Annotated in this window: 14 protein-coding genes; 13 read left to right on the top strand and 1 reads right to left on the bottom strand. The window is 72.5% G+C overall.

The window, feature by feature from the left end:
• Window positions 1-38: 38 nt before the first annotated feature.
• The 10 genes from AC069K_RS20080 (at window position 39) to AC069K_RS20035 (ending at window position 13,523) form a co-directional block, all read left to right on the top strand.
• Window positions 39-2,168, top strand: a complete 2,130-nt coding sequence (locus AC069K_RS20080) for a bifunctional polysaccharide deacetylase/glycosyltransferase family 2 protein (protein WP_365106969.1) — start codon at window positions 39-41, stop codon at window positions 2,166-2,168.
• The gene (locus AC069K_RS20075) at window positions 2,165-3,367 is read left to right on the top strand and encodes an acyltransferase family protein (protein ID WP_478618008.1); all 1,203 of its coding nucleotides are present in this window, start codon (window positions 2,165-2,167) and stop codon (window positions 3,365-3,367) included. Before AC069K_RS20080 ends, AC069K_RS20075 begins: the two co-directional genes overlap by 4 nt.
• A 364-nt stretch (window positions 3,368-3,731) precedes the next feature.
• Window positions 3,732-5,063 carry an MFS transporter gene (locus tag AC069K_RS20070; RefSeq protein ID WP_478618007.1) on the top strand — a complete coding sequence of 444 codons (1,332 nt, stop codon included), beginning with the start codon at window positions 3,732-3,734 and terminating at the stop codon, window positions 5,061-5,063.
• A 133-nt stretch (window positions 5,064-5,196) separates the two neighbouring features.
• Window positions 5,197-6,336, top strand: a complete 1,140-nt coding sequence (locus AC069K_RS20065) for a uroporphyrinogen-III synthase (RefSeq protein WP_358833516.1) — start codon at window positions 5,197-5,199, stop codon at window positions 6,334-6,336.
• 136 nt (window positions 6,337-6,472) lie between these two features.
• Window positions 6,473-7,039, top strand: coding sequence for a CGNR zinc finger domain-containing protein (locus AC069K_RS20060; RefSeq protein ID WP_365106986.1), 567 nt, complete (start codon window positions 6,473-6,475; stop codon window positions 7,037-7,039).
• Window positions 7,040-7,178: 139 nt separating this feature from the next.
• Complete coding sequence (locus AC069K_RS20055) at window positions 7,179-7,742, top strand: sigma-70 family RNA polymerase sigma factor (RefSeq protein WP_101388525.1); 564 nt, start codon at window positions 7,179-7,181, stop codon at window positions 7,740-7,742.
• A complete protein-coding gene (locus AC069K_RS20050) occupies window positions 7,739-8,497 on the top strand; it encodes an anti-sigma factor family protein (RefSeq protein ID WP_365106989.1) in 759 nt (252 codons plus the stop codon). The genes AC069K_RS20055 and AC069K_RS20050 overlap by 4 nt, the downstream gene beginning before the upstream one ends.
• Window positions 8,498-8,592: 95 nt before the next feature.
• Entirely contained in the window at window positions 8,593-11,031 is a 2,439-nt protein-coding gene (locus AC069K_RS20045; RefSeq protein ID WP_478618002.1) for a HelD family protein, read from the top strand.
• Between the two features lie 428 nt (window positions 11,032-11,459).
• Window positions 11,460-12,878, top strand: a complete 1,419-nt coding sequence (locus AC069K_RS20040; RefSeq protein WP_358833520.1) for an NAD-dependent malic enzyme — start codon at window positions 11,460-11,462, stop codon at window positions 12,876-12,878.
• A gap of 363 nt (window positions 12,879-13,241) precedes the next feature.
• Window positions 13,242-13,523 (top strand): HU family DNA-binding protein, encoded by a 282-nt coding sequence (locus AC069K_RS20035; RefSeq protein WP_015033921.1) that lies wholly within the window; start codon window positions 13,242-13,244, stop codon window positions 13,521-13,523.
• 593 nt (window positions 13,524-14,116) lie between these two features.
• Here AC069K_RS20035 and murA read toward each other — a convergent pair.
• Window positions 14,117-15,457 carry a UDP-N-acetylglucosamine 1-carboxyvinyltransferase gene (murA, locus tag AC069K_RS20030; protein ID WP_478617997.1) on the bottom strand — a complete coding sequence of 447 codons (1,341 nt, stop codon included), beginning with the start codon at window positions 15,455-15,457 and terminating at the stop codon, window positions 14,117-14,119.
• Window positions 15,458-15,688: 231 nt separating this feature from the next.
• Here murA and AC069K_RS20025 point away from each other — a divergent pair, with 231 nt between their 5' ends.
• The 3 genes from AC069K_RS20025 (at window position 15,689) to AC069K_RS20015 (ending at window position 18,628) form a co-directional block, all read left to right on the top strand.
• A complete protein-coding gene (locus AC069K_RS20025) occupies window positions 15,689-16,249 on the top strand; it encodes a YqgE/AlgH family protein (protein WP_358837677.1) in 561 nt (186 codons plus the stop codon).
• A 30-nt stretch (window positions 16,250-16,279) separates the two neighbouring features.
• Complete coding sequence (locus AC069K_RS20020) at window positions 16,280-16,573, top strand: DUF3039 domain-containing protein (protein WP_358837678.1); 294 nt, start codon at window positions 16,280-16,282, stop codon at window positions 16,571-16,573.
• A 399-nt stretch (window positions 16,574-16,972) separates the two neighbouring features.
• Window positions 16,973-18,628 (top strand): beta-N-acetylhexosaminidase, encoded by a 1,656-nt coding sequence (locus AC069K_RS20015; protein WP_478617992.1) that lies wholly within the window; start codon window positions 16,973-16,975, stop codon window positions 18,626-18,628.
• Window positions 18,629-18,828 lie beyond the last annotated feature (200 nt).

Below are 18,828 nucleotides of genomic sequence, written 5' to 3'. Positions count from 1 at the left end.
CCGGTACGTCCCGCAAGCCCAGGCGCCGCAGGCTGCCCATGCGGTATCTGCTGCCCCTGCTCTTCCTCGTCGCCCTCTTCGCGATGCTGATGCTGCGCGGGTACGTCCACAACGAGATACTCGCCGACCACCGCATACGCCCCGAGGCATCCACCGGCAAGGTGCCCGAGCGCATCCTGGACGGCGGCCCGGTCATCGACGCGCGGGGCACGGCCAAGCCCACCAGCCTCGACATCCCCCAGCACAAGCTGGTGCTCACCTTCGACGACGGTCCGGACCCCACCTGGACCCCGAAGGTGCTCGACCAGCTGAGGAAGTACCACGCGCACGGCGTCTTCTTCGTCACCGGCGCCAACGCAGCCCGCTACCCCGGACTGATCAAGCGGATGGTCGACGAGGGCCACGAGGTCGGCCTGCACACCTTCAACCACCCCGACCTCTCCTACCAGTCGCACGCCCGCATCGACTGGGAGCTCGCGCAGAACCAGCTCGCCCTCGAAGGCGCCGCCGGCATCCGCACCTCCCTCTTCCGGCCGCCGTACTCGTCGTTCGCGGATGCGATCGACGACCAGAACTGGCCGGTCATCCAGTACGTGGGCAGCCGCGGGTACATCACCGCGCTGGACTCCACGGACAGTGAGGACTGGCAGCGCCCGGGCATCGAGGCGATCATCAAGAACGCCACGCCCAAGCACGGCAGGGGCGCCATCGTCCTGATGCACGACTCCGGCGGCGACCGCTCGCAGACCGTGGCCGCGCTCGACACCTTCCTGCCCCGGCTCCAGGGCAAGGGCTACACGTTCGTGAACCTGACCGAGGCCCTGAACGCGCCCAGCGCGCACACCCCGGTCACCGGCATGGACCTGTGGAAGGGCAAGGCGTTCGTCTTCGCGGTCCAGGTCTCCGAGCGCACCACCGACGTCCTGGTCGGCGGCCTCGCCGTGATCGGCGTGCTGGTCTTCGCCCGGTTCGGCCTGATGCTGATCCTGTCGTTCCTGCACGCGCGCAAGGTGCGGGGGCGCGGCTTCCGCTGGGGCCCGGAGGTCACCGAGCCCGTCTCGGTGATCGTCCCGGCGTACAACGAGCGCGAGTGCATCGCCAACACGGTGCGCTCGCTGATGGCCAGCGACCACCCCATCGAGGTCCTCGTCGTCGACGACGGCTCCACCGACGGCACCGCGGACATCGTCGAGGCGATGTGGCTGCCGAACGTCCGGGTGATCCGCCAGCCCAATGGCGGCAAGCCGTCCGCCCTCAACAACGGCATCCGCAACGCCCGCTACGACATCGTCGTGATGATGGACGGCGACACCGTCTTCGAGCCGTCGACCGTACGCGAGCTGGTGCAGCCGTTCGGCGACCCGAAGGTCGGCGCGGTCGCGGGCAACGCCAAGGTGGGCAACCGCGACTCGCTCATCGGCGCCTGGCAGCACATCGAGTACGTGATGGGCTTCAACCTCGACCGCCGGATGTACGACGTGCTGGGCTGCATGCCGACCATCCCCGGCGCGGTCGGCGCCTTCCGCCGCACCGCCCTGGAGCGGGTCGGCGGCATCAGCGAGGACACCCTCGCCGAGGACACCGACGTCACCATGGCCATGCACCGCGACGGCTGGCGCGTGGTGTACGCGGAGAACGCGCGCGCCTGGACCGAGGCGCCCGAGTCCGTCCAGCAGCTCTGGTCCCAGCGCTACCGCTGGTCGTACGGCACGATGCAGGCGATCTGGAAGCACCGCGGCGCCGTCTTCGAGCGCGGCCCCTCGGGCCGCTTCGGCCGCGTGGGCCTGCCGCTGGTGTCGCTGTTCATGGTCCTGGCCCCCCTGCTGGCCCCCCTGATCGACGTGTTCCTCCTCTACGGCCTGGTCTTCGGCCCGACCCAGAAGACCGTCGTGGCGTGGCTGAGCGTGCTGCTGATCCAACTGGTCTGCGCCGCCTACGCCTTCCGCCTGGACCGCGAACGCCTCACCCACCTGGTGTCGCTCCCGCTCCAGCAGATCCTCTACCGCCAGCTGATGTACGTGGTGCTCCTCCAGTCCTGGATCACCGCCCTCACCGGCGGCCGCCTGCGCTGGCAGAAGCTGCGGCGCACGGGTGTGGTGGAGGCGCCGGGGGGCATCCCCAGCCAGCGCGGCAGCAAGGAGAACGTCGACCGGAGGCCCGTCGCATGACCGCACCGATACCCCAGCCCTTCGTCGAGGTGCCCGCGGCCGTGGCCGCGGTGAGCGCCGAGACGAAGCCCAAGGCGTCGGGCCGCGACCGCTATCTGGACCTGCTGCGTTCGCTCGCGCTCGTCCGCGTGGTCGTCTACCACCTCTTCGGCTTCGCCTGGCTCTCGATCGTCTTCCCGTCGATGGGCGTGATGTTCGCGCTCGCCGGATCGCTGATGGCGCGCTCGCTGAGCCGGCCCGCCTGGAGCGTCATCCGCGGCCGGCTGCGGCGGCTGCTGCCGCCGATGTGGGCGTTCGGCGCGGTGATCCTGACCGCGATGTTCGCGGCGGGCTGGAAGCCGGACAAGGAGCAGGGCCTGTGGTGGTGGGCCAAGCTCTTCAACTACCTGGTGCCGGTGGGCACCCCGCCCTTCCCGTGGTCGATCGGCCACAAGGACGGCATGCTGGAGCAGACCTGGGCCGTCCAGGCGGCCGAGCCGCTCTGGTACCTGCGGGCCTATCTGTGGTTCGTGCTCGCCTCGCCGCTGCTGCTGAAACTGTTCCGCAAGCTGCCCTGGGCGGTGCTGCTGGCCCCGCTGGCGCTGACGGCGGTCCTGGGGACCGGTGTGGTCACCATCCCCGGCGACACCGGCGCGGTGATCACCGACTTCGTCACCTACGCGGCCTGCTGGGTGCTCGGCTTCGCGCACCACGACCGGCTGATCCAGAAGCTGCCGCGCTATCTGCTGGTGTCCTGTGCCTCGATGGTGATGGCGTTCGGCCTGTGGTGGGCCTCCGGGCACCCCACCCAGGACGGCTGGGACCTCAACGACATCCCGCTGGCCCAGGCCACCTGGTCGTTCGGCTTCTGCGCGATCCTGCTGGCGTACTCGCCCTCCTGGCCGCAGCTGCCGGGCCGGCTGGCCCGCTACGACCGCCTGGTCACGCTCTCCAACAACCGGGCCGTCACGATCTACCTGTGGCACAACGCGCTGATCGCGGCTGCCGTGCCGCTCCTCGACCAGCTGTGGAACGTCCCCGGCATCGGCTCGCACTTCGACGGATTCCTGACCACGACCTATGACGAGTGGATGTTCGTCCTGGTCTGGCCGCTGATCGGGCTGATGATCCTGTCCACGGGCTGGATCGAGGACGTGGCGGCCAAGCGCAGCCCCCGGCTGTGGCCGGACGGCAGGGCGCGGGGCCGCCGCAAGCACTGACGGCGGCCCGTCGGCCGGATCGCGGTACCCGAGGGCCCGGAGCGCTGCTCCGGGCCCTCGCGCGTACCCGGCCCCGCCCCGTCCCTGTGCGACTGCGGACACCCCCCGTTCCCGACAAACCCCCCCTCCCCCCAGGATCACCCCGTACAGGCGTGCTCACACAGCGGGGACCGGTGCCGTGAGGGCGGGGGAGGGGGGGGCGGCCTCACCGCATCCGGCCCTCGTCCGTGAACACAAGGTTGCCCCGTGGTCACGCGGCGGCACGGGGGTGAAATGCGGCCTCCCTACCGTCGGTGTCCGGAAACAGCCAGCGGGGGCGGTCCCGCGCGCCGCAGCGCTACGACCCGTCGATCAGGGAGGCGTCATGAAAGGCCGTTGGATCGAGGAGTGGGATCCCGAGGACGAGGTGTTCTGGGAGCGGACCGGGGAGCGGATCGCCCGGCGCAACCTGTGGTTCTCGGTGTTCTCCGAGCACATCGGGTTCTCCATCTGGACCATGTGGTCGGTCATGGTCCTGTTCATGGGGCCCGCCTACCACGTCGACCCCGCCGGGAAGTTCTTCCTGATCTCCACCGCCACCGCCGTCGGCGCGGTCGTGCGGATTCCCTACACCTTTGCCGTCGCCAAGTTCGGTGGCCGGAACTGGACCATCTTCAGCGCGCTGTCGCTGCTGGTGCCCGCGGGCGCCGCGTTCGCGGTGATGGAGCCCGGTACCTCGTACACCACCTTCATGCTCGTCGCCGCCCTCGCCGGCATCGGCGGCGGGAACTTCGCCTCCTCCATGACCAACATCAACTCGTTCTTCCCGCTGCGGAAGAAGGGGTGGGCGCTCGGGCTCAACGCCGGGGGCGGCAACATCGGGGTGCCCGTCGTGCAGCTCATCGGGCTGCTCGTCATCGGGACCGCCGGGGCCACGCACCCGCGGATCGTGCTCGGGGTGTACGTGCCGCTCATCGTGGCCGCCGCCCTCGGCGCCGCGCTGAAGATGGACAACCTCGCGCCCGTGAAGAACGACACCGGCGCCGCCCTGGAGGCCGTCCGCGAGCGGCACACCTGGATCATGGCGTTCCTGTACGTCGGGACCTTCGGGTCGTTCATCGGCTACAGCTTCGCCTTCGGCCTCGTCCTCCAGACGCAGTTCGGGCGCACCCCGCTCCAGGCCGCCTCCCTCACCTTCATCGGGCCGCTGCTCGGCTCGGTGATCCGGCCCATCGGCGGCTCGCTCGCCGACCGGGTCGGCGGGGCGCGGATCACGCTGTGGACGTTCGCCGCGATGGCCGCCGCGACCGGGGTGGTGATCTTCGCTTCCGTACAGAAGTCCCTCGGGGTCTTCCTCGTCGGCTTCATCGCGCTCTTCGTGCTCAGCGGGCTCGGCAACGGCTCCACCTACAAGATGATCCCGGCGATCTTCCAGGCCACGGCCGTCTCCCGGGGCATGGAGGGCGAGGCCGCCGCGGCGTACGGGCGGCGGCTCTCCGGGGCCGCCATGGGGCTGATCGGCGCCGTCGGGGCGCTCGGCGGCCTCGGGATCAACCTCGCCTTCCGCCAGTCGTTCATGACGGGCGGTACCGGAACCGCCGCCTTCGTCTCCTTCCTCGCCTTCTACGCGGCCTGTTTCACGACCACTTGGGCGGTATACCTTCGCCGCCCGGTCAGCGCACCGACCGCGTCCGAGCCCGTATACGCCGAGGTCTGACGAGGTCTAATAGGTCCTACGGAGCGCGCGCGCCCGCCCCCGCCGTAACGCGGGGGACACGCGCGCGAACCGAGCCTGTCACGCGGGGTTGGCAGGCTCGGGCCAGCCGCCGCACCACCCCGGTTGGAGAGCCATGGTCGACACACAGCACGGACCCCTCGCCGGGTTCACGGTCGGAGTCACCGCCGCCCGCCGCGCCGACGAGCTGGGGGCGCTCCTGCAGCGGCGCGGCGCCGCCGTGGTGCAGGCGCCCGCCCTGCGGATCGTGCCGCTCGCCAACGACGGCGAACTGCTCTCGGCCACCAAGGAGCTGATCGACGAGCCGCCGCACATCGTCGTCGCCACCACCGCGATCGGCTTCCGGGGGTGGGTGGAGGCCGCCGACGGCTGGGGGCTCGGCGAGTCGCTGCTGGCCCGGCTCGGCGCCACCGAGCTGCTCGCGCGCGGCCCGAAGGTCAAGGGCGCGATACGGGCGGCCGGGCTCACCGAGGAGTGGTCGCCCTCGTCCGACTCGATGGCCGAGGTCCTGGACCGGCTCCTGGAGCAGGGCGTCGAGGGCCGCCGGATAGCCGTGCAGCTGCACGGCGAGCCGCTGCCCGGCTTCGTGGAGGCGCTGCGGGCCGGCGGCGCCCAGGTCGTCGGCGTCCCCGTCTACCGGTGGCTGCCGCCCGAGGACCTCGGCCCGCTCGACCGGCTGCTCGACCTCACCCTGAGCCGCGGCGTGGACGCGCTCACCTTCACCAGCGCGCCCGCCGCCGCCTCCCTCTTCTCCCGGGCCGAGGAGCGCGGGCAGCTCCCCGAGCTGCTGCGGGCCCTCGACCGGGACGTGCTGGCCGCGTGCGTCGGGCCGGTCACCGCGCTGCCGCTCCAGGCGCGCGGGATCAAGACGGTCTCGCCCGAGCGGTTCCGGCTCGGGCCGCTGGTGCAGCTGCTCTGCTGCGAACTGCCCGCCCGGGCGCGGGCCCTGCCGATCGCCGGGCGCCGGGTGGAGATCCGCGGCCACGCGGTCCTGGTCGACGGCGAGGTGCGGCCCGTCCCGCCCGCCGGGATGTCGCTGCTGCGCGCCCTCGCCCAGCAGCCCGGCTGGGTCGTCTCCCGCGCCGACCTGCTCAGGGCGCTGCCCGGCTCGGGCACCGACGAGCACGCCGTGGAGACCGCGATGACCCGGCTGCGTACGGCCCTGGGCGCGCCCAAGCTCATCCAGACCGTGGTCAAGCGCGGCTACCGGCTGGCCCTCGACCCCGCGGCGGACGCGAAGTACGCGGACGGCTGAGGAGCGGCCGCCCGGGGCAGCCGGCCCCCGGGCGGGCGCCGGTCGGGGCGCGGCCGACAGGAGGGCTTCCGGCGCCGCCGATGGGCGGGCACTCTGGGGGTACGGCACGCACCGGCAACCCCCAAGGCGGTGGCGCATGTTGCGGTTCGACTCCGGGCGGATCTGTCTGGATCTGGTGGCGACCGGGACGTACGACAGCGATCAGCTGGACGGCGCCGGGCGGCTCGGACAGTGGCTCGTCGGCGCCGGACTCGTGCCGCCGGGCACCCCCCTCCCGGAGGCGGACGGACAGTGGCCGGCGCGCTTCGCGGAACTGCGCGAGCACATCCGGGAGGTGGTCGACGCCGAGCTCGGCGGGCGCGGCGGGACGGCCACGGCCGCGCTGGAGCGGGTCAATGCCCTGGCCGCCGCCGCACCCCCGGGCGTACGTGCGATCCGCGGCGCCGACGGGCGGCTGGTGCGCAGCCTCAGCGACGCCCCCGACTGCACCGCGCTGCTCGCCGTGGTCGCCCGGGACGCGGTGGAGCTGCTCACCGACCCGCAGGACCGGTCCCGGCTGCGCCGGTGCGAGGGCGACAACTGCTTCCGGCTCTACCTCGACACCTCGCGCGGGCGGCGCCGGCGCTGGTGCTCCAGCGAGGTGTGCGGCAACCGCGAGCGCGTGGCGCGCCACCGGCGGCGCACAGCGGCCGCGGCTCTGTGAGACCCGGCCGGTCAGCCGGGCCGCGGGCCCGCCAAACATTTCTCGGCCGTCGTTTGAATGGTTGCGGTCAACCGCCCGTATGGAGAGGTGAGCCGGAACGCGACCCGCGCGCCGGCCGGGTCTCGACCGGGAGGTTCTGGTGCGCAAGGATGCCGCCGTGGCCGATGACCGTCCGCAAGGCGCCCGGCACCGCTCCGTCCCCGACGAGGAGCTGATGCGGGCGCTCTACCGCGAACACGCGGGCCCGCTGCTCGCGTATGTGCTCCGTCTCGTCGCCGGCGACCGCCAGCGGGCCGAGGACGTCGTGCAGGAGACGCTCATCCGTGCCTGGAAGAACGCCGGTCAGCTCAACAGAGCGACCGGTTCGGTCCGCCCCTGGCTGGTGACGGTCGCACGGCGCATCGTCATCGACGGCCACCGCAGCCGGCAGGCCCGGCCGCAGGAGGTCGATCCGTCGCCGCTGGAGGTCATGCCCGCGGAGGACGAGATCGACAAGGCGCTGTGGCTGATGACGCTCTCGGACGCGCTCGACGACCTGACACCCGCACACCGCGAGGCGCTGGTCGAGACGTACTTCAAAGGACGTACGGTCAATGAAGCGGCCGAAGTGCTGGGTGTGCCGAGCGGGACCGTCAGGTCCCGGGTGTTCTACGCCCTGCGGTCCATGAAACTCGCGTTGGAGGAACGGGGGGTGACGGCATGAGCACGCCGGAGTACCAGTCCGAGCACGAGGCGGTCGCCGCGTACGCGCTCGGCATCCTCGACGACGCCGAGGCCACCGCCTTCGAGGCCCATCTGGCGGGCTGCGAGCTGTGCGCCGCCGAGCTCGACCGGCTCGGCGGGCTGGAGCCGCTCCTGGCCACCCTGAAGGAGTTCCCCGGACCCGCCACGCGGCCGCTGCGCCCGGCGCCGCCGAGCATGAGCGAGCGGCTCATCGACGAGGTGGCGGCGCGCCGGGCCAGGCGCAGGCGCCGCACCACCTACCTGGTGGCGGCGGCCGCCGCGCTGATCGTGGGCGGCCCGGCGATCGCCGTGGTGGCCACCTCCGACGGCGGTACGCGCCAGAGCGCGGGCGCCGAGCCGCACCCGACCAGCCCCGCCGAGGACGCCTTCTTCAACCACATGACCCAGAAGGTGGCGGCGACCGACGCCACGACCGGGGTCACCGCGACCGTCGGCACCGAGAAGAAGGGCTGGGGCACCCACACCGTCCTCCAGCTCAAGAACGTGAAGGGCCCGCTCAAGTGCAGCCTCGTCGCGGTCGGCCGCGACGGCGCGCAGGAGACGGTGACCACCTGGGCGGTGCCCAAGTGGGGGTACGGGATCAAGGACAGCCCGCACAAGGAGGCGGAGTACCCGCTCTATGTGCACGGCGGTACCGCCATGAACCGGGACCAGATTGATCATTTCGAGGTCCGGACCCTCGACGGCAAGGCCCTGGTGGACGTCCCGGCCTGAGCGGTGACCGGCCGGGCGGCCGGTCACCGCCTGACAGACCCGCCCCCTTGGCGTACGGTTGACGGCTGCCCAATGCACGTCAGAAGGGGGCCCCGGTGGCCGCGCAGGAAGCCGCTGTCGACTCGGTCAGAGACCGTGAGACCGGAGTCGAACAGGAACACCTGGACAGGGTGTACCGCCGCCTGGAGGAGAAGATCCACGAGGCGGAGTTCCTGATGAACGACGCCGCCCAGCGCGGCCAGGTGGGAACGCCCGGAGCCCTGGCGGAACGGGACGCCCAGGTCTTCCGGGCCGGGATCCACCTCAACCGCCTCAACAACGAGTTCGAGGACTTCCTCTTCGGCCGGATCGACCTCCTCCTCGGCCAGGACGGCAAGAAGGGCCCCGACGGGGCCTACACGGCCGTGGAGCCCGCCGAGGGGGCCGTACGGGAGGACGCGAGCGGCAAGTACGCCGAGATCGCCGAAACGCTCCACATCGGCCGTATCGGCGTCCTGGACTCCGACTACGCCCCGCTGGTCATCGACTGGCGCGCGCCCGCCGCAGCGCCGTTCTACCGCTCCACCCCGGTCGACCCCGGCCGGGTGGTGCGCCGCCGCGTCATCCGCTCCAAGGGCCGCAAGGTGCTCGGCGTCGAGGACGACCTGATGCGCCCGGAGCTCACCGCGACGCTCGACGGGGCCGAGCTGGCGGTGGTCGGCGACGGCGCCCTGATGGCCGCGCTCGGCCAGGCCCGCAGCCACACCATGCGGGACATCGTGGCGTCCATCCAGGCCGAGCAGGACCTGGTGATCCGGGCGCCCGCCGCGTCCGTCACCTACGTGGAGGGCGGCCCCGGCACCGGCAAGACCGCCGTCGCGCTGCACCGCGCCGCGTACCTGCTCTACCAGGACCGCCGCCGGTACGCGGGCGGCATCCTGATCGTCTCCCCGACCCCGCTGCTCGTGGCGTACACCGAGGGCGTGCTGCCCTCGCTCGGCGAGGAGGGCCAGGTGGCGATCCGCGCGGTCGGCAGCCTGGTCGACGGCGCCGAGGCCACGGCGTACGACGAGCCGGCCGTCGCCCGGATCAAGGGCTCCTCCCGGATGCTCCACGTGCTGCGCAAGGCGGCGCGCGGAGCCCTGGAGACGGCCGATCCGGCGCGCGCCAGGAACCGGCGGGGCACCCCCGCCCGCGACCACGGGCAGCTCGCCCTCGGCGAGGAGGGCGCGGAGGCCGGGGTCGCCGGGGAGACCGGGGAGACCGGAGAGAGCGCCGCCCGGGCGGTCGCGACCCCCACCCGGCTGCGCGTCGTCGCCTTCGGGCGGCGCGTGGAGCTGGAGGCCGAGGAGCTGCGCCGCATCCGGCACGCCGCGCTGTCCGGCACCGCGCCGGTCAACCTGCTGCGCCCGCGCGCCCGCAAGCTGCTCCTGGACGCCCTGTGGAGCAGATCGGGCGCGGCCGGCCGCCACACGGACCCGGAGCTGGCCGCCGAGCTGCGCTCGTCCTTCGACGACGACATCACCTCCGAGGACGCCTTCATCGCGTTCCTGGACGCCTGGTGGCCCGAGCTCACCCCGCGCGGGGTGCTCGCGGCGATGGGCGACGAGCGGCGTCTGGGCCGCTGGGCGCGGCGGGTCCTGACGCCGGGGGAGACCCGTCGTCTGGCCCGTTCGCTCTCCCGGCTCGACGCGAGCGGCCAGGGACCCCTGTCGGTGCACGACGTGGCGCTCCTGGACGAGCTCCAGACGCTGCTGGGCACCCCGGCCAGGCCCAGGAAGAAGCGCGAGTACGACCCGCTGGACGCGCTCACCGGCCTGGAGGAGCTGATGCCGCAGCGCGAGGAGACCCAGCGTGAACGGGCCGAGCGGCTGGCGCTCGAGCGCACCGAGTACGCCCACGTCATCGTCGACGAGGCGCAGGACCTCACGCCGATGCAGTGGCGCATGGTCGGCCGCCGGGGCCGCACGGCCACCTGGACGGTCGTCGGGGACCCGGCCCAGTCGTCCTGGTCCGACCCGGACGAGGCGGCCGCCGCCCGCGACGAGGCGCTGGGCTCGCGCCCGCGCCGGCGCTTCGAGCTGACCGTGAACTACCGCAACCCGGCGGAGATCGCCGAGCTGGCCGCCCGGGTGCTGGCGCTGGCGATGCCGGGCATGAAGTCCCCGGCGGCGGTCCGCTCCACCGGCGTCGAGCCGCGCTTCGCGGTGGCCGGTCCCGATCTCGCCCAGTCGGTGCGGGAGGAGGCGGCCCGGCTGCTGGAGCGGGTCGACGGCACGGTCGGCGTGGTCGTCGCGATGCGGCGCCGCGACCAGGCGGCGCGCTGGCTGGCGGGTCTCGGGGAGCGGGTGGTGGCGCTCGGCAGCCTGGAGGCGAAGGGGCTGGAGTACGACGCGACGGTGGTGGTCTCCCCGGCGGAGATCGCCGACGAGTCGCCCGCCGGGCTGCGCGTGCTGTACGTGGCGCTCACCCGGGCGACCCAGCAGCTCACCGTGGTCTCGGGCGAGGGCGACGAGCCGGACGCGGACGGGGTGCCGGACCTGCTGCGGGACTGAGGGCGGGGAGCGCCGGGACGCCGGAGAAGTCCGGAATGCCGGGAGCCCCGAAAAATCCGCCGAAGTCAACGCGCGATGGTCGAATCACTTGCCGGAGTGGTTTGTTAGCCTGGTTGTGGCACCGGCTCGATCCAAGCCCCCGGGCCCAACCTTAGTCGCTTCGAGCGACCACTTGCCGCGAGGCGAGCATGGCGGGCCGGTGTCTCAGCGTGAGCGACAGGCCCACGTCATCCTCGGATGGCGTGGGCCTGTTGTGCTGTCCGGGTCTTCCGCCGATCGATCATCTCTCGTATGGTGGAAACTGTTTTCCGGAACGAGGGCCCCGTTACCGGCTACCAGCCGGTAGGTGCGAACATCGGATGGCGTTGCCCGGCCACAGCCCGGGTCGGCGTTAGCAACGAAGCTAGGGAAAGCAGAGGAACCCGGTCATGGCAACGGCGCCCAGCGTCTCGTACTCGATGACGGTCAGGCTGGAGGTGCCCGCCAGCGGAACGGCGGTCTCCCAGCTCACCACGGCCGTGGAGTCCTCCGGCGGTTCGGTCACCGGCCTCGACGTGACCGCCTCCGGCCACGAGAAGCTGCGGATCGACGTCACCATCGCGGCCACCTCCACCTCGCACGCCGACGAGATCGTCGGCAAGCTGCGCGGCATCGAGGGCGTCACGCTCGGCAAGGTCTCCGACCGTACGTTCCTGATGCACCTCGGCGGCAAGATCGAGATGGCGTCCAAGCACCCCATCCGCAACCGTGACGACCTCTCGATGATCTACACCCCGGGGGTCGCCCGGGTGTGCATGGCGATCGCCGAGAACCCCGAGGACGCCCGCCGCCTCACCATCAAGCGCAACTCGGTCGCGGTCGTCACCGACGGCTCCGCCGTCCTCGGCCTCGGCAACATCGGCCCCAAGGCCGCGCTGCCGGTCATGGAGGGCAAGGCGGCCCTCTTCAAGCGGTTCGCCGGCATCGACGCCTGGCCGCTCTGCCTGGACACCCAGGACACCGACGAGATCGTCGCGATCGTCAAGGCCATCGCCCCCGGCTTCGCGGGCATCAACCTGGAGGACATCTCCGCCCCCCGCTGCTTCGAGATCGAGGCACGCCTGCGCGAGGCGCTGGACATCCCCGTCTTCCACGACGACCAGCACGGCACCGCGATCGTGGTCCTGGCCGCGCTCACCAACGCGCTGCGCGTGGTGGGCAAGGGCATCGGGGACGTACGGGTCGTCATGTCCGGCGCGGGCGCGGCCGGTACGGCCATCCTCAAGCTGCTGCTGGCGGCCGGCGTGAAGAACGCGGTCGTCGCCGACATCCAGGGCGTCGTCCACTCGGGCCGCGCGGACCTGAACGGCGCCGGCGCGGGCTCCGACATGGCCGCGCTGCGCTGGATCGCCGAGAACACCAACCCCGAGGGCCTCACGGGCACGCTGCGCGAGGCCGTGGCCGGCGCGGACGTCTTCATCGGCGTCTCCGCCCCCAACGTCCTGAACGGCGACGACGTGGCCACGATGGCCGAGGGCGCCATCGTCTTCGCGCTCGCGAACCCCGACCCCGAGGTCGACCCGGCCGTCGCGCGCCAGACCGCCGCCGTGGTCGCCACCGGCCGCTCGGACTTCCCGAACCAGATCAACAACGTGCTGGTCTTCCCCGGTGTCTTCCGCGGCCTCCTGGACGCCCAGTCGCGTACGGTCAACACGGACATGATGCTGGCCGCCGCGACGGCGCTCGCCGACGTGGTGACCGAGGACGAGCTCAACCCGAACTACATCATCCCGTCGGTCTTCAACGACAAGGTCGCGGGCGCGGTGGCGGGCGCGGTGCGTACGGCGGCCCAGGCAGCGTCCGCCTGAGCTCCGGCGCGTCGTGGGATGCGGGGCTGTGGGGCCGCCCGTAGGGTGGCGGACCATGAACCGCATCCGCCCCGGCGGTTCCAGCGAGTCTCCAGGGAGTCGACGGAGCGTCACCACGACGGGGGTCTGGCGCTTTTCGTGTGACTCCGAAGGGTGCCGGATTGGCTTTACCGCCACAGGTGGGGGCAGGATGCTCCCCCAAGGACTTCGTCCAGGGGGGACCCCCAGGACGCGAGGTCGTGCACACGGACCCGGGTCCGGGGACTGTCCGAGGGCCCTGGCAGCATCGGCTTCGCTGTACCCAACATGCGGCTTCCGCCGCGTGGCACGCCTCACAGGCAAGAAGAACACGGGAGTAAGAACATGAACCGCAGTGAGCTGGTGGCCGCGCTGGCCGACCGCGCCGAGGTGACCCGCAAGGACGCCGACGCCGTTCTGGCCGCTCTCGCCGAGACGGTCGGCGAGGTCGTCGCCAAGGGCGACGAGAAGGTCACCATCCCCGGCTTCCTGACGTTCGAGCGCACCCACCGTGCCGCTCGTACCGCTCGTAACCCGCAGACCGGCGACCCGATCGACATCCCGGCCGGTTACAGCGTCAAGGTCTCCGCGGGCTCGAAGCTCAAGGAAGCCGCGAAGGGCAAGTAAGCGCCCTGAGCAGGCCGCTTGGCTGAATGACGAGGGCGGCCACCCCCGTGGAGGGGGGTGGCCGCCCTCCGTCGCGCCCAGGGGCGTGCGCGGGCCGCCTGTTGCCCCTCTTCGCCTGCGGGCGGGTGGCCGACTGGTCGCGCAGTTCCCCGCGCCCCTTAGTCGGCCGGTGGTTCGTCTGCGGGCGGGTGGTGGGCTGGCCGCGCAGTTCCCCGCGCCCCTTGTCGGGCCGGTGGTTCGTCTGCGGGTGCGCTGTGGCTGGTCGCGCCGTTCCCCGCGCCCCTTCGGGGCCCGGTCTTTGTCTGCGGGTTGTGGGTGGCTGAGCGCGCAGTTCCCCGCGCCCCTGGGTGCCTAGGGGCGCGGGGAACTGCGCGAGCAACCCAGCACGGTCCGCGGACGAAAGCATTCGGGGCCGGGGCCGAAGGCTCCGGGACGGGGCCGGAGCGCAGGTCCGGGACGGGGGCCGGGGGCGCAGGCCCGAAAGGGGGCCGGGGCGGCCCCATTTCCGGGGGTGTGGCCCCCGGAAATGGGGCCGCCCCCTCCCTGCCCCCGGAGGGTTTAGGGAAGGGGCGGGGTGGGGGAGACCCCGGGGGTCAGCTCAGCGCCCCGTTGGGCAGCTCCACCTTCGCCCCCAGCTCCACCAACTTCTCCATGAAGTTCTCGTAGCCCCGGTTGATCAGATCGATCCCGTGGACCCGCGACGTCCCCTGCGCCGCCAGCGCCGCGATCAGGTACGAGAACCCGCCCCGCAGGTCCGGGATCACCAGATCCGCGCCCTGGAGCTTCGTGGGCCCGCTCACGACCGCCGAGTGCAGGAAGTTGCGCTGCCCGAAGCGGCAGTCCGAGCCGCCCAGGCACTCCCGGTACAGCTGGATGTGCGCACCCATCTGGTTCAGCGCCGACGTGAAGCCGAGCCGCGACTCGTACACCGTCTCGTGGACGATCGACAGGCCCGTGGCCTGCGTCAGGGCCACGACGAGCGGCTGCTGCCAGTCGGTCTGGAAGCCGGGGTGCACATCCGTCTCCAGCGCGATCGACTTCAGCGAGCCGCCCGGGTGCCAGAACCGGATGCCCTCGTCGTCGATCTCGATGGCCCCGCCGACCTTCCGGTACGTGTTCAGGAAGGTCATCATCGAGCGCTGCTGGGCGCCGCGGACGTAGATGTTGCCCTCGGTCGCCAGCGCGGCGGACGCCCAGGAGGCGGCCTCCAGACGGTCCGAGAGGGCGCGGTGGGTGTACCCGCCGAGCTTGTCGACACCGGTGATCCGGATCGTCCGGTCCGTGTCCATGGCGATGATCGCGCCCATCTTCTGCAGTACGCAGATGAGGTCCTCGATCTCGGGCTCCACGGCCGCGTTGGAGAGCTCGGTCACACCCTCGGCCAGCACGGCCGTGAGCAGCACCTGCTCGGTCGCGCCCACCGACGGGTAGGGCAGCCGGATCTTGGTGCCGCGCAGCCGCTGCGGGGCCTCCAGGTACTGGCCGTCCGCGCGCTTCTCGATCGTCGCGCCGAACTGCCGCAGCACCTCGAAGTGGAAGTCGATCGGCCGGCCGCCGATGTCGCAGCCGCCCAGGCCCGGAATGAAGGCGTGGCCGAGGCGGTGCAGCAGCGGGCCGCAGAGCAGGATCGGGATGCGGGAGGACCCCGCGTGCGCGTCGATGTCCGCGACGTTCGCGCTCTCGACGTGCGAGGGGTCGAGGACCAGCTCACCCGGCTCCTCACCGGGGCGGACCGTCACGCCGTGCAGCTGGAGCAGCCCGCGTACGACGCGCACGTCACGGATGTCGGGCACATTGCGCAGCCGGCTCGGACCGCTGCCGAGCAGGGCGGCGACCATCGCCTTCGGCACGAGGTTCTTGGCGCCGCGAACGCGGATCTCGCCCTCCAGCGGAGTGCCGCCGTGGACAAGCAGTACATCGTCTGTGCCGGTCATGTATCTCGCGTTCCGGAATCGTCGGGCAGGGGGCCAGAGAAAAGGGTAAGGGGCTTCTACCCATGTCCTGTATGGCCAAGGGGGGTTCGCAAGCGTAATGAATTCGCCACAACACGCTCCGCTCAGCCCCGTTCGGCGGAGGGTCACCACCGGGGCCCGCCGGGCGAGCCGGTGCGCCCCATTGCTGCCGTGCGCTCCCCCTCGGGGGCGAAGATGCGGGATCATGTCCGCATGACCGAGGTGTCCTCGCTCACAGGGCGGCTGCTCGTCGCCACCCCCGCCCTCGCGGATCCGAACTTCGACCGCGCGGTGGTGCTGCTCCTCGACCACGACGAGGAGGGCTCGCTCGGCGTGGTCCTCAACCGTCCGACCCCGGTGGGCGTCGGCGACATCCTGGAGCCGTGGGCGTCCCTGGCCGGTGAGCCCGGCGTGGTCTTCCAGGGCGGCCCGGTCTCCCTGGACTCCGCGCTCGGCGTCGCCGTCATCCCCGGCGACGAGGGCCCCCTCGGCTGGCGCCGGGTGTACGGGGCGATCGGCCTCGTCGACCTGGAAGCGCCCCCGGAGCTGCTCGCCGCCGCCCTCGGCTCGCTGCGGATCTTCGCCGGGTACGCGGGCTGGGGCCCGGGCCAGCTGGAGGCCGAGCTGACGGACGGGGCCTGGTACGTGGTGGAGTCCGAACCCGGCGACGTCTCCTCCCCGGAGCCGGAGTCCCTGTGGCGCGCGGTGCTGCGCCGCCAGCGCAGCGAGCTGGCGATGGTGGCGACGTACCCGGACGACCCTTCGCTGAACTGATGCCGCCGCGCTTCAGTAGGCTAGGAACTTATGAGCACTCTTGAGCCCGAGCGCGGGGCAGGTACGGGGACCCTCGTCGAGCCGACGCCGCAGGTGTCGAACGGCGACGGCGACCACGAGCGCTTCGCCCACTACGTCCAGAAGGACAAGATCATGGCGAGCGCGCTCGACGGCACCCCCGTCGTCGCGCTCTGCGGCAAGGTCTGGGTGCCGGGCCGCGACCCGAAGAAGTACCCGGTGTGCCCCATGTGCAAGGAGATCTACGAGTCCATGGGCGCCGGCGGCGACAAGGACAAGGGCGGGGACGGCAAGGGCAAGAAGTAGCGCCCTGCGGGGTGCGGCGCGCTGTCGTCGGCGGGCCGTGCCCGGGTCGGTTGCCCGCGCCGTTTCCCGCGCCCCGGGGCCCTGGGAGCGCGGGGGCGCGGGGGCGCGGGGAACGCGGGGGCGCGGGGAACGGCGCGACCAGCCACAGACGGCCCGCCCGCGCAGGCCCCGCGCCCCTGGGCCCGCCCCCGGCAGGATCCCGCGCCGGTAGGTGGCCCGCCCGCGCAGGCTCCCGCGCTGGTAGGTGGCCCGCCCCCGTAAGCCCCCGCGCCTTAAGGCGGCCCGCCCCCGCGCGTCACCGCACCCCTACGCCGCCCGCCCCGCAGTCCCCGCACCGCAGCCCCCCGCCCCCCAGGGCTCCCCGCAGCCCCCCGGCGCCCCCGGGCTACCGTGTGCCCCATGGCCATGGACCACGTGGATCTCGTTCCGGCGCCCGCCTCCGTGCACCCCGGGGAGGGCGTCTTCGTCCTGGGGGAGGCGACCGCGCTCGCGGCCGCCCCCGGCACCGAGGGCGTGGCCCGCTGGCTGCGCGCGGCCCTCGGCGCGGCGCTCGCCCGCCCGCTGCCGCCCGGACAGCCCGGCGCCCCGGACACCGTGACCCTGCGCCTCGACCCGGCCCTCGCCCCCGAGGCGTACCGGCTCACCGTGGGGACAGCGGCGGTCGAACTCGCCGGCGGCGGCCCCGCCGGGGTGTTCTGGGGCGCGCAGACCCTCCGCCAGCTGCTCGGCCCCGACGCGTACCGCAGGGCGTGCGCGGACCCGGGCGCCGAGCGCGCCGTCGCCTGCCAAGTCGTCGAGGACGCGCCGCGGTTCGCCTGGCGCGGCCTGATGCTGGATGTTTCACGCCACTTCATGCCCAAGGACGGCGTGCTGCGCTATCTGGATCTGCTCGCCGCGCACAAGCTCAACGTCTTCCACTTCCACCTCACCGACGACCAGGGCTGGCGCCTGGAGATCAAGCGCTTCCCGCGCCTCACCGAGGTCGGCGCCTGGCGCTCGCGGACCAAGTACGGCCATCGCGCGTCGCCGCTGTGGAACGAGGCGCCGCACGGCGGCTTCTACACCCAGGACGACATCCGCGAGATCGTCGCGTACGCCGCCGAGCGGCATATCTCGGTGGTTCCGGAAATCGACATCCCGGGCCACTCGCAGGCGGCCATCGCCGCGTACCCGCACCTGGGCAACACCGACGTCATCGACACCACCCGCCTCTCCGTCTGGGACACCTGGGGCGTCAATCCGAACGTACTCGCCCCCACTGACAGCACCCTCCGCTTCTACGAGGGAGTGCTCGAAGAAGTCCTCGCGCTCTTCCCCGCCGCCACGTCGCCCTTCGTGCACATCGGCGGCGACGAGTGCCCCAAGGACCAGTGGAAGGAGTCCCCAGCCGCGCGGGCGCGCATCGAGGAGCTGGGGCTGGCCGGCGAGGACGAGCTCCAGTCGTGGTTCATCCGCCACTTCGACCGCTGGCTCACCGAGCGGGGCCGCCGCCTCATCGGCTGGGACGAGATCCTGGAGGGCGGCCTGGCGCCCGGCGCGGCCGTCTCCTCCTGGCGCGGCTACGCGGGCGGCATCGAGGCCGCCCGCGCCGGTCACGACGTGGTGATGTGCCCCGAGCAGCAGGTCTATTTGGACCACCGGCAGGCGGACGGGCCCGACGAGCCGATGCCCATCGGCTACGTACGGACCCTGGAGGACGTCTACCGCTTCGAGCCCGTGCCGCCCCAGCTCACCGCGGCCGAGGCGCGGCACGTACTGGGCACGCAGGCCAACGTCTGGACCGAGGTGATGCAGGACCAGGGGCGCGTGGACTACCAGGTGTTCCCCCGGCTCGCGGCGTTCGCCGAGGTCGCGTGGTCGGCGCTGCCCGCCCCCTCCGCGCGCGACTTCGCCGGGTTCGAGCGCCGAATGCGCGCGCACTACGCCCGACTTGACGCCCTCGGCGTCGACTACCGGCCGCCCGGCGGCCCGTTGCCGTGGCAGCGGCGCCCCGCTCCGGAGGAAAGGGAAGGCGGCCTCGGACGCCCGATCGACGGGCCGCCCCCGAACGTGTGAGGTGAGGGGCAAGACGGTGACCGGCCGCCCGCGACCCTGGAACGGTGATCGGTGGCAGTCCCGTACGGATAAGTCGCACAACCACCGTGAATCCGGACCAATCCCCTGGTGGGGGACGGAACTGTCCTTCGCGGACCCTCGCGTCGGGCGGCTCGGAAGATGTGCCAGAGTTGCCACGTCCGGGCTGTGAGCACGTACCG

This window comes from Streptomyces sp. NPDC043908, from assembly GCF_056435525.1.
The sequence above is the reverse complement of the archived record's forward strand: the minus strand, read 5'-3'. Positions and strand labels throughout refer to the sequence as shown.

Bases quoted from the DNA above. Each gene is read 5' to 3' on its own strand.
- AC069K_RS20080 (WP_365106969.1), top strand. From the start codon at position 39: ATGCGGTATCTGCTGCCCCTGCTCTTCCTCGTCGCCCTCTTCGCGATG.
- AC069K_RS20075 (WP_478618008.1), top strand. From the start codon at position 2,165: ATGACCGCACCGATACCCCAGCCCTTCGTCGAGGTGCCCGCGGCCGTG.
- AC069K_RS20070 (WP_478618007.1), top strand. From the start codon at position 3,732: ATGAAAGGCCGTTGGATCGAGGAGTGGGATCCCGAGGACGAGGTGTTC.
- AC069K_RS20065 (WP_358833516.1), top strand. From the start codon at position 5,197: ATGGTCGACACACAGCACGGACCCCTCGCCGGGTTCACGGTCGGAGTC.
- AC069K_RS20060 (WP_365106986.1), top strand. From the start codon at position 6,473: ATGTTGCGGTTCGACTCCGGGCGGATCTGTCTGGATCTGGTGGCGACC.
- AC069K_RS20050 (WP_365106989.1), top strand. From the start codon at position 7,739: ATGAGCACGCCGGAGTACCAGTCCGAGCACGAGGCGGTCGCCGCGTAC.
- AC069K_RS20040 (WP_358833520.1), top strand. From the start codon at position 11,460: ATGGCAACGGCGCCCAGCGTCTCGTACTCGATGACGGTCAGGCTGGAG.
- AC069K_RS20035 (WP_015033921.1), top strand. From the start codon at position 13,242: ATGAACCGCAGTGAGCTGGTGGCCGCGCTGGCCGACCGCGCCGAGGTG.
- murA (WP_478617997.1), bottom strand. From the start codon at position 15,457: ATGACCGGCACAGACGATGTACTGCTTGTCCACGGCGGCACTCCGCTG.
- AC069K_RS20025 (WP_358837677.1), top strand. From the start codon at position 15,689: ATGACCGAGGTGTCCTCGCTCACAGGGCGGCTGCTCGTCGCCACCCCC.
- AC069K_RS20020 (WP_358837678.1), top strand. From the start codon at position 16,280: ATGAGCACTCTTGAGCCCGAGCGCGGGGCAGGTACGGGGACCCTCGTC.
- AC069K_RS20015 (WP_478617992.1), top strand. From the start codon at position 16,973: ATGGCCATGGACCACGTGGATCTCGTTCCGGCGCCCGCCTCCGTGCAC.